We start from the raw sequence: 14437 nt of genomic DNA, 5'->3' as shown, positions 1-14437 counted from the left end.
GGTCTAACCGGTTCGTGTGCTGATGTCGCGCCGGTACGGCGCTGGTGTTTCACTGGTGTTTCGCCGGTGTTTCGTTTGCACACGTTATCCCACGGTGTGGACAATATAGGCCACACCTGAAGAATGTCAATTCTATTAATAAATTCGCAAAAAAAATACGACTGTACGCTATGTGAAAATGTTCGCAAACCGACCGGATATTAAATTTGCAAACAATAATAACTTTTCCGCTCCCCGTATTTCCTTATTCGTCGAAACAGGCCGAATAACCCATAAACATAAGCTTCTTCAGTCAATCGGCGCTGCATCGCGCAGTGCAGCGGTCAGCTTCTAGCTAAATAGCATATTGATGATTTCCCGAGTCGGCACACTGGTTATCAGCGCGCTTACTTTTCGCGGGCGAAACCAGCGGCATTTCAATATTTCATTGTTCGGTTCGGGCCGCGCATCGTCGGGCAAAATCAGAAAAAATACATGGTGCCGTTTGTTCAAGCCGCCAAACTGGAACAGATAACCCAGTTCCCAACCGTCGAGCGTGGTCTCCTCACTGAGCTCACGCCGGGCCGCCTCCAGCGGCGATTCATCGCGGCGGATCGTACCGCCGGGCAGCGACCACCTCATTCGTCCTCGCGCCACGAGGAGAATTCTTTCGCGCTGCCAGCACACAACGGTGGCTCTCTCTTTCATGCTCTTCAGGTTTCAGGACGGATGAGTATTCTCTGCCATTTCGGGCATTGCCGCGAGGGTCTGCCGGAAGGGTCTGCCGGGAAGTCGGCAGCGTCGGGCGACGGCCATGGCAGGGATTTCACCGCCCTGAGGGTAGCAATTACCGCGCCCGCGCGGCGGCGCGATGCCAACGTCTCTGATACGCCACCCAGCGGGGGAAAGCGCCGATGTCCGCGAGGCATGCGCGCCGGGAATAAAACTTGCTGGCCGCACGCTATATCGACCGCGTCGGGCGGTTCGGCACCATGGCTTTCGCAGCACTTCCCATGAACACTTCCACCGCCAACGAACCGTTCCCGCCAGCCGGTCGGCTGCGCGAGTCGCATTTTCGCGGCATGCGGCGCGTCGTCCATGCCCTCATGGTCGCGGCGGTGGCGCTGCCAACGCTCTATGTCGGCCTCGAAGTGCGCGGCAACTGGAACGAGCGGCTGCGCACCGCCACCGAAGCCGCCGTGCGCTCGGCCCGGGTCGCCCAGCAGCAGGCGGTCAAGCTGTTCGACATCGACGCCACGCTGATCCCGCGCCTCGTGAGCCACGTCTCGCACATGAGCGACCGGCAGATCCTGCATTCGTCGGCGTCCATCCGCAACCAGATGCGCCAGCTCGGCGCGGGCTACCCGCAAATACTCGTGGTCAACATATTCAGCAGCGGCGGCGAGTTGCTGGTATCGAGCCACGCCGCCTCCGGCTCGATCAACGTGGCCGATCGCTCGGACTTCGGCGTCGTGCGCAACGCCCCCGCGCTGCTGCACATTTCGCAGCCGATGGTGAGCCGCGTGACGGGTGCTCACACGTTCAACGTCGCGCAAGGGTGGACCAACGCGCGCGGCGGCTTCGGCGGCTTCGTTTCGGTCTCGATGAACCTCGCCTACTATCGCGACTTCTTCCGCGACCTGCGGGCGCCCGATAGCCCGCTGCAACTGGGTCTCCTGACCGCCGGCGCGGCACCGCTCGTCTGGTATCCCGACGACAGCGACAAGGACCATGCCATGCCTCCCGGTCTTGTCAGCGCCCTGCGCGAGCGGGTCGGCGAAGGCGTGCTGCGGCTTCCCGCGCGGGACCCGGGCGACGACCGCGGGCGCATCGTCGCCTACCGTCGCGTGGGGACCTACGACGCCTACGTGGTCGCGGCGTGGCCCATCGCGCCGCTGCGCGCGGCCTGGCTGCGCCAGTCCATCGGGCTCGTGCTCACGACGCTGGGACCCGCGGCCATCATCGTGCTGCTGCTCGCGCTGTATCTGCGCCGCCTGAGCCGGGAGCAGGCCGCATGGCGCCAACTCGATGCCCAGCGTCTCGCGCTCGCCGCGCACGAGCGCGCGCGGGCCGAGAGCCAGCGGCTAGAAACGCTGGGCAACATGGTCGCGATGGTCGCGCACGACTTCAATAACGTGCTCATGGCGATCGCAGCCCATGCGGCGCGCGGCGCACATTCGGCCGCCGACGCGCAGCAGGCCCTCCAGTCCGTCGAAGGCGTGATCGCCAAGGGTCGGGCGCTCACGCGCCGGCTACTCGGCGTGGCACGCAAGCAGCCGCTCCACGAGGACATTGTCGACCTGCGTCTTTGGGGGGGTTACCCGCTGCTGCGCTCGGCGCTGGGCGACTCCATCCGGTTCGTCCAGCACGTGGAGCCCGACGTGTGGCCCATCCGCGTCGATGCGGCGGAACTGGAGCTTGCGCTCCTCAATCTCGCGGTCAACGCTCGCGACGCCATGCCGGAAGGCGGGCGCGTTTCGCTGCGCGTGGGCAACGCGCGCGTCGCGCCGCTTCCGGCGGCGCCGGGCGGCGACTATGTTCGCCTCGTGTTCAGCGATAACGGCCACGGCATGGACACCGCCACCGAGTCGCGCGCGTTCGAGCCGTTCTTCACGACCAAGCCCGCGGGCCATGGCACGGGTCTCGGGCTCGCGCAGGTGCGCGCGTTCTGCGAGCGCGCGGGCGGCTTCGTGACACTGGAGACCGGGCGCGATTGCGGGACCACGTTCGGCCTGCACATTCCGCGCGCCGAACCGGTCGCGCCGAAGCGCGCCGAGCCCGAGACCGCCCGCGCCGCCACGCATCGTCCACTGCGCCTGCTGCTGGTGGAGGACGACCCGCTCGTCGCGCATGCCGAGCACGCCTTGTTCGAAGCCCTCGGGCATTCGGTGATCCACGCAACCGATGCGCAGGCCGCGCTGGCCGTTCTCGAAGGCGGCGCGGAGTCGATCGATGCGGTGCTCTCGGACGTCCAGTTGCCAGGGGCGATGAGCGGCGTGCGGCTCGCGGCCGAGATCCGCAGACGCTATCCGGCGCTGAGCGTGACGCTGCTGACCGGCTTCGCGCGGGAGTCGCTCGACGGTCTCGAATCGCTCGGCGTCGAGGTGTTCGCCAAGCCCTGCAATCCCGACGTCCTCGAACGCCATCTCCAGCAGCACGCGGGACGAGGAACGACCGACGCGCTCCAGTGACACGTTGAACTCATGGCCGCCCACTACACCACGGCCACACGCTCATCCTGAACCCGCCGCCCCGCATAGCGCCCTGGCGCCCCGCCCAGATACGCCTCCTGTAAAACATCCCGTTCCGCGAGCTCGTTCGCCGGGCCTTGCGCGGCGACGCGCCCCCCTTCCAGCACATAGCCGTAGTGCGCATACCGCAACGCCACCGTCGCGTTCTGTTCGGCGAGCAGAAAACTGACCCCTTCGTCGCGATTGAGCGCCGCCACGATCTCGAAGATTTCCTCGACGATCTGCGGCGCGAGGCCCATTGACGGCTCGTCGAGCAGGACCAGCGACGGACGCGCCATCAGCGCGCGCCCGATCGCCACCATCTGCTGCTCGCCGCCCGACGTATAGCCGGCCAGCGTCTTTCGACGGTCCTTGAGGCGCGGAAAAATCCCGTAGACGCGTTCGAGCCCCACGCGGATATCGGCGCGCGCAGGCCTGCGCGCGAACGAGCCGATCCTCAGGTTGTCTTCGACGCTCAGGTGAGCGAAGCATCGGCGCCCTTCGAGCACCTGCACGAGACCGCGCTCGACGAGCGTCCACGGTTGCGCCTGCGTCACGTCCGCGCCGCGGTACACGACACGGCCGGCGGTCAGTTCGCCCCGCTCGGCGCGCACGAGACTCGAGATCGCCTTGAGCGACGTGGTCTTGCCCGCGCCGTTGCCGCCGAGCAGCGCGACGATGCCGCCCGCGGGCACCGTGAGCGAGACGTCATGGACCGCCGCGATGATCTGGCTGTACGTGACCGCGATCCCGTCCACCTGGAGAATCGGCGCCTCGCTCATCTCAGAGCTCCTTGCTGCATGCGCGCGGCGTGATGCCCTTTTCCTTCGCGTAGGCGAGCGCCGATTTTTCGATCAGCGGACGCAGCGTGGCCCGATCGGCCTGAACCCAGCCGCTGATCACGTTCCACTTCTGCCCGTCCCATTGCTGGAAACGCACGGCGCCGCCGCCTTCGTGATCCTCGCAGGAGAGCTTGAGCGGCTGCACGAGCCCCAGCGCGCCCAGTTGCTTCAGGCGCGCATCGTCGAGATCGAGATGCTCGAAGCCCCAGCGCACCTGCTCGCCCGTGAGCGGCTGATTGCCGAACTTGCGTTGCGCGACGCGTACCGCCTCGACGTTCAGGATGCCATTGACGACACCGAGGTTGTAATAGACCGTGCCGAAGCGCGACGCATCCTTGAGGTTGCCGTTACCGGGCTTGATCACATACTGGTTAATCGCTTGAAGGACCGGGAAGCCGGTGCCGGACGGATGCGTCGTGATGGCGACAAACCCCTTGGCGGCGTCCCCGGCCGGGCGCACGTCTTCCTCCGAATTGCTCCAGATATTGCCGATGATGTGATCGACGGGATAGCCGACCTTCTGCGCGGTCTTGAGCGCCACCGGATTCATGACGCCCCAGCCGCGCAGGATGACCCAGTCGGGATCGATCTGGTGGATCTTCAGCCATTGCGAGCCCTGCTCATTGCCCGGATGCGGCACCTCGATCTGCGTCACGTCGAAGCCATACTTCTTCGCGAGCAGGTCGACGACGGGAATCGTTTCCCGGCCGTAGGGCGAGCCGTGGTAGAGCACGACGATCTTCTTGCCCTTGAGCTTGTCGAGCCCGCCCGAGCGCTGCCCGATGTAGTTGATGATCGCCGACACCTCGCTATACGGATTGAGCTGCAGCGGAAACACATAGGGAAAGACCGCACCGTCCGTCGAATCCGTGCGGCCGTGATTGATCGTGATGAGCGGGAGCTTGTCGGCGGTCGAACGGTCGAGCGTCGCGTAGGCAATGCCGACCGACAACGGATTGGTGGCCGCGGCCGGTGCCGAGTCCGGCCCGCTGTTCTTCAGCCGCTCGTAGCATTCGACACCTTTCTCCACGACATATTCGGTCTCGCACTCCTTCCAGACGAGCTTCACGCCGTTGACGCCGCCGTCGCGCGCGTTGATCAGCTTCATGTAGTCGATGAAGCCGCCGAAGAAGCCACTTCCTCCGGCCGCGTAGGGCCCCACGCGATAACTCTGGAGCGGAAAATACTGCTCGCCGGCCGCTTGTGCCTGCGAAACCATCGCTCCCGCAATCGCGACCATCGCGCCCAGCGCCGCCGCCCATTTCGTCGATACGCTGCGTGCTTTCCGAAATTTTTCGACTTTCATGCTTCGCAATCCTTATTGAATAAATTGAAAATCATCCGAATGAATTTTTGCTACTACTCCTGCTCTTTCGCGGTCCAGCGCTGCCAGGCCAGCTGGACCAGCCGCGCGAGCCCGTCCGGTTCCTTGACGAGAAACACGATGATCAGCGTTCCGAACACGATCTTCTGGAGGTTTTGCAACTGGTCTTCCGCGATGCCGAGGGCGCCCAGCGCACCGGCCGAATTCGACAGCAGGATCGGCAGCAGCACGACAAACGCCGCGCCGAGAAAATTCCCGCCGATGCTGCCCATGCCGCCGATGATGATGATGAACAGGATCTGAAACGACAGATTCAGATTGAAGCCATCGGGCTCGACGGTGCCCAGATACGCGAATGCCCACAGCGCGCCGGCGATGCCGAGCACGAACGAGCTCAGCGCGAACGCCAGCAGCTTGGTGCGCCCGACCGGGATGCCGATCACGCTCGCGGCAGTGTCCATGTCGCGCACCGCCATCCAGCACCGGCCCAGTTCGCTGCGCACGAGACGCACGCCGAAGGCGAAGAGCAACGTGGCGACGCCGAGCACAAACAGATAGCGCGACGCCGGGGTGCTGATCCGCCAGGGCCCCATCGTCAACGCCGGAGCGCTCAGAACCCCTGAAGTATCGTCATTCGAAAACCAGGCGACGCGGGTGAACAGCCAGACGACAAAGAACTGCGCCGCGAGCGTGGAGACGATCAGATAAAAACCCTTGATCCGCAGCGACGGCAGGCCGAACAGGACGCCCACCGTGGCGCTGACCGCGCCGCCGAGCAGCAGGTCCACGGCAAGCGGAAGCGCGGGAACGCGCACGAGCAGGTTGTACGTTGCATAGGCGCCGACCGACATGAACGCGGCGGCCCCCAGCGAAAGCTGGCCTGCGAATCCGGTCAGGAAGTTCAGCCCCAGCCCTGCGAGCGAGAGAATCAGAAACGGCACGAGGATAGCGTTGAGCCAATAGTCGTTCGCCCAGAGCGGCACCCCGACGAACACCACGAGCGCAAGCGCCAGCGCCGCCAGCAGTTGGCCGACGTTCGCGCGTCCTGGCGCGGCAACTTCTTCACGAGTCAATTCCATCCGTTTCTCCTCAGACCCGCTCGACCGCGCGTTCGCCGAACAGGCCAACCGGGCGCACGAGCAGGAACAGCATCGCCAGCAGATAGGGGAACCAGTTTTCGATGCCGTCCCCGACGATAGCGCCCACGTAGACTTCGGCCAGCTTCTCCGCGGCGCCGACCAGCAGGCCACCCGCGATGGCGCCGCCGATCGACGAAAATCCGCCGATGATCAGCACGGGCAGCGCCTTGAGCACGATCAGCGACAACGAGAACTGCACACCGAGACGCGCACCCCACAGCAGGCCCGCGACCAGACTGACGAAGCCGGCCAGCGCCCAGACGATGGCCCAGACGCGCGGCAGCCGAATGCCCACGGCGAAGGCCGCGAGCGGGTCGTCGGCAATGGCGCGCAAAGCCAGCCCGAAGCGCGACCACCTCGCGAGTTGCGAGAGGGCGAGCACGAGCACACCCGCCGTGGCCGCCGCGAACAGATCGAGCCGGCTCACCATCACGCCGGCCAGATGCAGCGGCTTGTCGTCGATGCCGATATCGAGCCCGTGCACCTGCGCGCCCCAGATCAGTTGCGCGGCCCCTTCCTGAATCAGGCTCAATCCGAGCGTCGCCATGAACAGCACGATGGGCGGACGGTTCACGAGCGGCCGAAGCACGAGCCGCCCCGTCGCCACCGCGATCAACACCAGCGCGGCGAGCGTGAGCGCGAATGCGAGCCACGCGCTCAGGCCCCGCTCGACGAGACTCACGTAAGTCAGCGCGCCGAACAGCACGAGCGAGCCCTGGGCGAAGTTAAAGATGCCCGATGCCTTGTAGATCAGCACGAAGCTCAGCGCGACGAGCGAATACATGACGCCCGCAAGCAAGCCGCCGACCAGCACCTCGAAGAAAAATTGCATGGCCCGATATCCTTTAGTGTCGCGTTCCCAGGTAGGCCGCGAGCACATCGGGATTCGTGCGCACGTCCTCCGGTCTGCCATCGGCGATCTTCTTGCCGTAGTCGAGCACCACCACGTGGTCCGATATGCCCATCACCACGCCGATGTCGTGCTCGATCAGCACGACCGTCACCCCGAAGTGCTCGCTCGCGTGCACGATATAGCCGGCCATCGCGCGCTTTTCCTCGGCGTTCATCCCGGCCATCGGCTCGTCGAGCAACAGCAGGCGCGGCTCGGCCGCGAGGGCGCGTGCGAGTTCGACGCGCTTTTGCAGACCGTACGAGAGCGTGCCCGCCTGACGATCGCGGCAAGGCTCGAGTTCGAGCGCCGCGATGACCGCATCGGCCCGGCTGCGCTGCTCCTGTTCGTCGCGCCGGGCACGCCCGACCTGCAGGGTCTGCTCGATCCATGTGCTGCGCCGGCGGAGATTGCGACCGGCGAGCACGTTGTCGAACACGCTCATGCGCCGGAACAGCGCGAGATTCTGGAACGTGCGGGCAATGCCCCGATGAGCGGCCCGGTAAGGATCCATCTGCCGGTAGGCCTGACCGTCGAAATGCACGGTGCCTTGCTGCGGCCGGTAGACACCGTTGATGATGTTCAGCAGCGAGCTCTTGCCGGCGCCATTGGGACCGATCAAGGCACAAATCTCGCCGGTGGCCACCTCGAAGCTGAGATCGGTAATGGCTTTCGTGCCCCCGAACGAGAGCGAAATACCATCGAGTGCGAGCAAGGCGGAAGGCGCTTGCGTCATGTCATGTGTCCTGGGGAGTCGTGTTGGCGCGTTGATGTATGGGTGTTTTGGCTTCGCACCGGGCGGCCCGCGCCCGGTGCAGCGGGTCTCGATCAGGCGTATGCGGGCGCCTGGCGGCTTTCCAGTTCGCGCACGAGCGGCAGCACCTTCTTGCCGAAGTATTCGACCTCCTCGACAAAATGGAGGAACCCCGCGAGCACGAGATCCACCCCGATCGCCTTGAGCGCCACGATGCGCTCGGCGATCTGCTGCGGCGTGCCGATGAGGTTCGTGCGGAAACCATCGTTGTACTGAACGAGGTCCTCAAAGGTGGACTTCGCCCAGTTGCCCTCGCCCTCGGGCGAGGCCTGACCGGCCTGCTTCACCGCGGAACCGAACGCATTGACGGCTTCCACGTGAGCATGGGCGATGATGTCGTCGAGCACGGCCTTCGCTTCTTCTTCGGTGTCCCTGGCAATGACGAAGGCGTTCACGCCGATCTTCACCTTGTGATGGTGCTTCGCGGCTTTTTCGCGGATGTCGTCGATCTGTGCCTTCAGGTTCTCCGGCGTATTGCCGTTCGTGAAGTACCAGTCCGATACGCTGGCCGCATTGTCACGCGCGGCGCGCGAGCTGCCGCCCTGGAAGATTTCCGGATGCGGCTTCTGCACGGGCTTCGGGCTCAAGGTGTAGTTGTTGAAGCGGTAGAAGTCGCCCCGGAAAGTGAAGTTATCCTGCGTCCAGATTCCCTTCAGCGCCTGAATGAATTCCTTCGAGCGCCGGTAGCGCTCGTCATGCTCGAGCCACGGTTCGCCGATCGCCGTGAATTCGTCCTTGAACCAGCCGCTCACGACGTTGATCGCAATGCGGCCATTGGAAATATGATCGATGGTGGCCAGTTGCTTGGCCACGACGGCCGGATTCCACGGCCCCGGCAGAATGGCTGCGAGCACCTTGAGCTTCGTCGTCGCATGCAACAGCGCCTGGCTGAACGAAACCGACTCGTGCTGATACTCGGCGCCATAGCCCGCGGTAAAGCGGATCTGGCTCAGCGCGTAGTCGAAACCGGCGGCCTCGGCCGTCTGCGCCAGGCGCTGGTTGTACTCGAGGCTCCAGTCCGTGCGTTGCTCGATCGTGCTGACGACGAGCCCGCCGCTGACGTTGGGAACCCAGTAGGCAAATTTGACGGCGTCGTCGGAGGAGGTCGGATGGCTCATGAAAGTAGTCCCTGTTGGAAAGTGGTGATGCTCTGGCAAGGCTCAGGTACGGCTCAGGCGGCCAGCGGCGCCGCGACAGAGGCCGAGCCCGCGCGAAGGATGGGCACGGCGCGATTGACGGCAAGCGCGATCCGGGCCTGCAAGGTGGGCGTCGCGATCTGGTAGTCGCTGAAATCGCTTTCGGATGCGTAAACGCCTACCGGAAGCGTGCGCGTCTGGAAGAAGCTGAATAGCGGCCGAAGCTGATGATCGATCACGAGCGCATGGCGTTCGCTGCCTCCGGTTGCCGCGAGCAGGACGGGCACGTCGATCAGCGCATCGGCATGAACGAGGTCGAACAGATGCTTGAACAGCCCCGTATACGAGGCCCGATAAACCGGGCTCGCCACGACGAGCACGTCGGCCGTCTCGATCTCGCGAAGCTGGCTTTCGAGCTCGGCGCTCACCTGCGCACGCGCGAGCGCGCTGGAAAGACCGCCGCCGATCTCGGCCAGCTCGATGATGCGAGCTTCGATCGGTAGCGCGTTACCGAGTTCGTCCAGCAGCGCCCGCGCCAGCGAAAGCGTTCGTGACGGCCGCTGCAATCCGCCCGATACCGCGACGACCTTATACGTCTTGCTCATAAGCAATCCTTCGTAATTTATGGTGAAGACCGTGATCCTTGTGCATCCGTCAAATGCAAGGAGCATGCCATTCGCACGCGCCGGATCGCTGCGGCGCCCTGCGCCGGGCGCGGACGCCGTCAGCAGGCCGGTCACAGCGCAATGCAGATTTATTCATGAGCACAGCGAACGGCGGCTTCTATCCACATGCCCGATCGCGATGACTCTGCGCAGACAGTTCTGCTGAATCCCTGCTGCTCAGGAAGCAGCAGGCGCTTCGCGCCGCGCGCGTCAAACGCGCAATCCCGCGTTCCTGCTGCTAGCGCAGCAATTCGACTTTGGTTATGAAAAAACAATGTTTTCCGCGGCCCGGAAAACATTCAACACTTGCTGTCACGGCAGCAGGGTCGCTCCATCGCGTGCGGGGCCTTGGCTGCATCACCTTGTTCATACAAATGGCCTCCATCGTTCACTCGTTGAAAACAAGCGGATTGACAGGGGCTTTTGCGTCGCCGGAGCCAGAGCCAGAGCAAAAGCGGCGCGAGTCCCCTCTTCAGACGGCGCAAGCGCTCGCACAACGCTTCTCGCTGACGGCGGCCGAACGCGATCAATTGGGAGGCACGCCGAAAGTGGAGCGCGACGCGTTACGTGAAAGCGGCCTGCTGGCCCTGAGCATTCCCGTGGCGTATGGCGGCATCGGCGCCAACTGGCGCACGACGCTCGATGCCGTGCGCGTGCTCGCGCGCGCGGACAGCTCGCTGGCCCACGTATTCGGGTTTCATCATCTGATGCTCGCGACGGTCCGGCTGTTCGGCATGCCGTCGCAATGGGAATCGTGGTTCGAGCAGACGGCCCGCCATCACTGGTTCTGGGGCAATGCGCTGAACCCGCTCGACGATCGAACGATCAGCCGCACGCATGGAGCGTGGAGCGAGTTCAGCGGACAGAAGAGCTTCTGTTCCGGCGCACTCGACTCGGAAATGCTGATTGCCTCCGCGCGCGAGGCCGATACGGGCGCCTTCCTCGTCGCGGCCGTGCCAACCCAGCGCAGCGGCATTTCGATCGCCGACGACTGGGACAATATCGGCCAAAGGCAAACCGACAGCGGTTCGGTCACCTTCGAAAAGGTCCGCGTGGAGCACCACGAGATCCTCGCCGATCCCGGCCCGCTCTCGACGCCGTTTGCCTGCCTCAGGCCCGTGATCGCGCAGTTGATCCTCGCGAACGTGTATCTGGGGATCAGCGAGGCCGCCTTCAGCAGCGCGCGCCATTACACCCTGCACGAGGCACGCCCATGGCCGCCGTCGAAGGTCGCGAGCACCGGCGAGGACCCCTATGTACTGGGCCAGTTCGGCGAGTTCTGGGTCAGCCTGGAGGCCGTGCGACTGCTGGCCGACCGCGCCGCCGACCAGCTCGACGCCGCATGGTCTCGCGACACCGCGCTGACCGGCGCCGAGCGCGGGGAAGTCGCATTGGCCGTCGCCAGCGCGAAGGTCGCGGCGGCGCGCGCGGGCCTCGATATCTGTACGCGCATGTTCGACGTCGCCGGCGCGCGCGCCACGCACGCGGCGCTGCGTCTCGACCGGCACTGGCGCAATCTGCGCACGCACACCCTCCACGACCCGCTTGCCTACAAGATTCGCGAGATCGGCGAATGGGCGCTCAAACATACCTGGCCGACACCGAGCTTTTACTCATGAATTCTCCGAGCCACGATGTGCTATTGCCCGACGAGCTGTCTCCTCCCGCGCCCGACGAGGATGACGCTGCTTCCGTCCTGACACTGCCCAACCAGCGCGCGCTGACGACGTCAATACGCGCGCGCGCCCAGGTGTTTGTCGATCCCCGCTCGCTGGCGCTGCTCGAACGCATCCGCATGGTGGCGCCGAGCGATGCGAACGTGCTCATCATCGGCGAGACCGGGACCGGCAAGGAGCTGATCGCACGCCATGTGCATAGCCTGAGCCGGCGCAGGAGCGGACCGTTCGTGGCCGTCAATTGCGGGGCGTTCTCGGAGACCCTGGTCGAGAGCGAACTGTTTGGCCACGAGAAAGGCGCGTTCACGGGCGCGTTCTGCGCGAAGCCCGGCTGGTTCGAGGCGGCCAACGGCGGGACGCTGTTCCTCGACGAGATCGGCGACCTGCCGCTGTCCATGCAGGTCAAGCTGCTGCGCGTGCTCCAGGAGCGGGAAATCGTGCGCCTGGGCGCGCGCAAAAGCCTGCCGATCGACGTGCGCGTCATTGCCGCGACGAATGTCCATCTTCGCGATGCGGTCGCCGCCGGGCATTTCCGCGAGGATCTGTTTTACCGCCTCAATGTCGTGCAACTGGCCATTCCGACCCTGCGCGAGCGGCCCGGCGATATCCTGCCGCTCGCGCGCTATTTCATCGAGGACTATCGCAGCCGCCTTGGCTATGGGCCGCGAGGCATCGATCCGCGCGCGGAGCACAAGCTCCAGACGCATGCGTGGCCCGGCAATATCCGCGAGCTGGAAAATGTGATCCATCATGCGCTGCTCGTCAGCCGGCAGGACACGCTGCAGGAAAGCGATCTTCAGATCGCTTCGTTCGGGGTGCCAAGGATATCCGATGCGTCACCGGCCGTAGCGGCATCAGCAACAGCGGACGATCCGAAGACCAGTCCGCAGCTCGCGCTCGAAGCGACGCTGCGGAACCTCTTTGACGAACAGCATGGGGACCTCTACGAGCGTATCGAAGACACCGTCATCCGCGTCGCGTTCGAATTCAGCCATCGCAACCAGATTCAGGCGGCCAGGCTGCTCGGCATCAGCCGCAATGTGCTGCGTGCCAGGCTGATTCGAGCGGGGCAGATTGCGGCGTTGAAGTAGCGTCGCTCCGGCTCATTGCATCGCCCGCCCAATCCGGCGCGGGCGCTGCGTCTTGCGGACTTACTCCGCGGCAGCCGTTTCCACCGGGCCGCTGCCGATCTGCCACACATAGGGCGGCTCCGTGCCGTTCACCTCCCAGTCGCCGACAATGCGCTCCTTGTAGATGATCGGGTTATGCGAGGCGGCCGTGCGCGCATTGCGCCAATGCCGGTCGAGGCGCTTGGTCTCGCTCGTCGCCGATGCACTCAGCGCGTTGAACAACTGCGTGGTGGCCTGGAGCACGAGATCGGCGATCACGATCTGCCCGCGCGCGGAATCCAGCTCGGCCGCCACGTTGGCCTCCCGCTCGGCTTCGCGGCTCTCGCCAAAGCGCGCTTCATACGCGCGCTGCGCGGCCTCGGCCGCGCGCACGGCCGTGGATTCCGCAGCGAACACGCGCGCGGCAACCTGGCCCACGACCTGCTGCACCTGCGAGTCGCGTGCAACCGACGACGCATTCCCATGGCTGAAAATGCGCCGGCGCGAACGCACCTCCTGGGTCACGTCGCGCAAGGCGGCGCGCCCGACGCCGGCCAGCACGGCGAGCAACACCAGTTGATAGAAAGCCGTCTGGTATTTGAAGCGGGTTTCGAAATCGATGATATCGGCCTCGCTCACTTCGGCGGCTTCGAAGGTCGTCGTGCCGCTGCCCGTCGAGCGCTGCCCGAAGCCGTCCCAGTCGTCGCTGCGGCGCACGCCGGGCTGGTCGGTTCTGACTGCGGCAATCACGTCTTTGCCGTCTTCGGCACGACGGGCGTAGACGTCGATCCAGTCGGCAAAGATACTGCCCGTCGTATAGTATTTTTCGCCATCGACGACCCAGCGCTCACCATCGCGCGACACGCGCGTGATTACATCGCCGATGGCCACGTTACCGACTTCCGTCCACGCGTTGCCCACCAGTTCACCGGCGACGAAGCGCTGGAACCAGACATCGCGCGCGGGCCCCGGCGCGGCGTTGAGACGGTCCTCGACGAACGCGAAGTGTCCGCGCAGGGCCTGCGGAAGATTCGAATCGGCCTCGCCCAGCTCGATGAGCAACTGGATGAGTTGCGGCAGCGATGCGCCTGCGCCGCCATATTCACGCGGCACGCGAACGGCCCCGAATCCGGCTTGCTTGAGCCATTCGATGGGTTCGTAGGGCAGGCTTCGCGTGCGCTCGCGCTCAAGCGCGCCCTCCGCGATGCGGGCAAAGACCGGGCGAAAGCGTGCGGCAAGGCTCTCGTAGTCGGCGCCGAGAGAGAGCGGGTTGGGTTCTGTTGAAGCGGTGTGGCGATCGGGTGGGGTCATCTGGAGTCCTCTGTGAATGTCAACGTAACTCGTTTAAACGTCGGTGCGTTGGATCTTTACAGCAGGAGCTGTGCCAGAAAAATTCGTGTGGATTTCGGGGTTTTGCGGGGTTGGCGGGCTGCCCGCTGCTGGATACGCAGCGCGTTGCTGATTCGGCGCTGCTGGAGGAGCACGGCGCGGGGTGTTATGCGATCGCCCAGCACATCCTCAAAGAAACGCGTATCTTCTCCCGTACCTCTCACTCGCGCCGCGTCCCATGCCCCCCATCCACCGCCAAACGCTGGCAAAGTCCGCACTGCCACGCACCATCGCCCTCGCTACAA

General features: G+C 64.7%; 12 protein-coding genes. 3 read left to right on the top strand and 9 right to left on the bottom strand.

What is annotated here, in order from left to right; genetic code table 11:
- Nucleotides 1–330: 330 nt before the first annotated feature.
- Nucleotides 331–687 carry an NUDIX hydrolase gene (locus tag U5775_RS26460; RefSeq protein WP_322061067.1) on the bottom strand — a complete coding sequence of 119 codons (357 nt, stop codon included), beginning with the start codon at nucleotides 685–687 and terminating at the stop codon, nucleotides 331–333.
- 305 nt (nucleotides 688–992) lie between these two features.
- Here U5775_RS26460 and U5775_RS26455 point away from each other — a divergent pair, with 305 nt between their 5' ends.
- On the top strand, nucleotides 993–3170 hold the full coding sequence (locus tag U5775_RS26455) for an ATP-binding protein (RefSeq protein WP_322061066.1): 2178 nt from the start codon (nucleotides 993–995) through the stop codon (nucleotides 3168–3170).
- 23 nt (nucleotides 3171–3193) lie between these two features.
- Here the strand turns inward: U5775_RS26455 and U5775_RS26450 are convergent, their stop codons facing one another.
- From U5775_RS26450 to msuE, 7 genes are all read right to left on the bottom strand, one after another.
- Nucleotides 3194–3991, bottom strand: coding sequence for an ABC transporter ATP-binding protein (locus U5775_RS26450; RefSeq protein ID WP_322061065.1), 798 nt, complete (start codon nucleotides 3989–3991; stop codon nucleotides 3194–3196).
- Nucleotide 3992: 1 nt separating this feature from the next.
- Nucleotides 3993–5291 carry an ABC transporter substrate-binding protein gene (locus tag U5775_RS26445; protein WP_322061070.1) on the bottom strand — a complete coding sequence of 433 codons (1299 nt, stop codon included), beginning with the start codon at nucleotides 5289–5291 and terminating at the stop codon, nucleotides 3993–3995.
- A gap of 119 nt (nucleotides 5292–5410) precedes the next feature.
- Nucleotides 5411–6454, bottom strand: a complete 1044-nt coding sequence (locus tag U5775_RS26440; protein WP_322061064.1) for a branched-chain amino acid ABC transporter permease — start codon at nucleotides 6452–6454, stop codon at nucleotides 5411–5413.
- Between the two features lie 10 nt (nucleotides 6455–6464).
- The gene (locus U5775_RS26435) at nucleotides 6465–7346 is read right to left on the bottom strand and encodes a branched-chain amino acid ABC transporter permease (protein ID WP_322061063.1); all 882 of its coding nucleotides are present in this window, start codon (nucleotides 7344–7346) and stop codon (nucleotides 6465–6467) included.
- Nucleotides 7347–7359: 13 nt separating this feature from the next.
- On the bottom strand, nucleotides 7360–8139 hold the full coding sequence (locus U5775_RS26430; protein ID WP_322061062.1) for an ABC transporter ATP-binding protein: 780 nt from the start codon (nucleotides 8137–8139) through the stop codon (nucleotides 7360–7362).
- A 92-nt stretch (nucleotides 8140–8231) separates the two neighbouring features.
- Nucleotides 8232–9335, bottom strand: coding sequence for a dimethylsulfone monooxygenase SfnG (sfnG, locus tag U5775_RS26425; protein WP_322061061.1), 1104 nt, complete (start codon nucleotides 9333–9335; stop codon nucleotides 8232–8234).
- Between the two features lie 53 nt (nucleotides 9336–9388).
- The gene (gene msuE, locus U5775_RS26420; RefSeq protein WP_322061060.1) at nucleotides 9389–9958 is read right to left on the bottom strand and encodes an FMN reductase; all 570 of its coding nucleotides are present in this window, start codon (nucleotides 9956–9958) and stop codon (nucleotides 9389–9391) included.
- A gap of 434 nt (nucleotides 9959–10392) precedes the next feature.
- Between msuE and U5775_RS26415 the strand changes: the two genes are divergently transcribed.
- Nucleotides 10393–11637: an acyl-CoA dehydrogenase family protein gene (locus U5775_RS26415; protein ID WP_415913655.1), complete on the top strand. Its 1245-nt coding sequence runs from the start codon at nucleotides 10393–10395 to the stop codon at nucleotides 11635–11637.
- Nucleotides 11634–12785 carry a sigma-54 interaction domain-containing protein gene (locus U5775_RS26410; RefSeq protein ID WP_322061059.1) on the top strand — a complete coding sequence of 384 codons (1152 nt, stop codon included), beginning with the start codon at nucleotides 11634–11636 and terminating at the stop codon, nucleotides 12783–12785. The genes U5775_RS26415 and U5775_RS26410 overlap by 4 nt, the downstream gene beginning before the upstream one ends.
- Nucleotides 12786–12845: 60 nt before the next feature.
- Here U5775_RS26410 and U5775_RS26405 read toward each other — a convergent pair whose 3' ends face one another.
- On the bottom strand, nucleotides 12846–14114 hold the full coding sequence (locus U5775_RS26405) for an acyl-CoA dehydrogenase family protein (RefSeq protein ID WP_322061058.1): 1269 nt from the start codon (nucleotides 14112–14114) through the stop codon (nucleotides 12846–12848).
- Between the last annotated feature and the right edge of the window lie 323 nt (nucleotides 14115–14437).

This window comes from Paraburkholderia sp. J63 (assembly GCF_905220245.1).
In the GTDB taxonomy this organism is placed as follows: domain Bacteria; phylum Pseudomonadota; class Gammaproteobacteria; order Burkholderiales; family Burkholderiaceae; genus Paraburkholderia.
Note: the sequence above shows the minus strand (reverse complement) of the source record. Positions and strands in the feature narration are given on the sequence as shown.